Source organism: Pseudonocardia oceanicola (assembly GCF_047200735.1).
Taxonomy (GTDB): Bacteria; Actinomycetota; Actinomycetes; order Mycobacteriales; family Pseudonocardiaceae; genus Pseudonocardia.
This window is the reverse complement of sequence record NZ_JBJZON010000075.1, coordinates 1-1,052: the sequence shown is the minus strand read 5'-3', so window position 1 is coordinate 1,052 and position 1,052 is coordinate 1. Positions and strand designations below refer to the sequence as shown.

Annotated in this window: 1 protein-coding gene; it reads left to right on the top strand. The window is 68.2% G+C overall.

All coding sequences use genetic code 11. From position 1 onward, the window contains the following. Positions 1-111: 111 nt before the first annotated feature. A partial coding sequence (locus ACL02T_RS34855; RefSeq protein ID WP_503129114.1) for an IS1634 family transposase occupies positions 112-1,052 on the top strand: 941 nt, incomplete at its 3' end.

Sequence of the window (1,052 nt, the reverse complement as noted above, 5' to 3'; positions counted from 1 at the left end):
CCGAGTTTGATCAGCGATCCGGGTTCGGCGTGAGCGCGAGGCCTTGACCTGCGGTGATGGTCGGGGTTGGTGCGGGATTCACGCACTAATCGGCGGGTAGGCTGCCTGGTTGTGGCGTTCATCAGGCGAGTCCGGACGGGCTCGGGCGCGACGGCGGTGCAGATCGCGGAGTACGTGTCCGGGCGTCGTCAGCGGATCGTCGCGCACCTGGGCTCCGCGCACAGCGAGGTGGAGCTCGGGGTATTGATGGCGCGGGCGCAGGGGATGCTCGACGATGCGGCGCAGGGCGAGCTGGACCTGGGTCTGGCGAAGGTCACCCGCAGGGCTCGGCTGGCTCCACCACCTGCGGATCCGGCCCTGTTCACTCCCGAGCCGGAGACGCCGAGCGCCGATCGGGCGACGGTGGAAGTGGTCGCCGCGGGCAGCGTGGTGGCGACCGCCTCGACGCTGCTGTTCGACCTACTCGACAGCATCTACACCTCGGTCGGGTTCGACCAGCTCGCCGACGAGGTCTTCCGCGATCTGGTGCTCGCCCGGGTCGTCGAGCCGACCTCGCTGCTCGACGTGGGACGGGTGCTGGCCGACATGGGCCAACAGTCGGCGTCGTATCCGACGCTGTGGCGGACCCTGCGCCGCGCCGCCCAGGCCGACGACACCGACACCGACACCGAGAGCCCCGTCGGGTCCGGAGTGGACAACGCGCCAGGCCATGAAGGAGGTCGTTCCACGCTCGGGTCTTACCGGGACCGGATCGCCGATCTCTGCTTCGCGCATGCCTTGAGCTGCGGTGATGTCAGCCTGGTGCTCTACGACGTGACGACCCTCTACTTCGAGGCGGAGAAGGAGGACGGGCTGCGCAAGGTCGGGTTCTCCAAGGAACGCCGGGTCGACCCGCAGGTGGTGGTCGGGTTGCTGGTCGACCGGCAGGGCTTCCCGTTGGAGATCGGCTGTTTCGAGGGCAACAAGGCCGAGAAGCTGACCATCGTCCCGATCATCGAGGCGTTCAAGTCGCGGCACCGCATCGAGAACATGATCATCGTCGCGGATGCGGG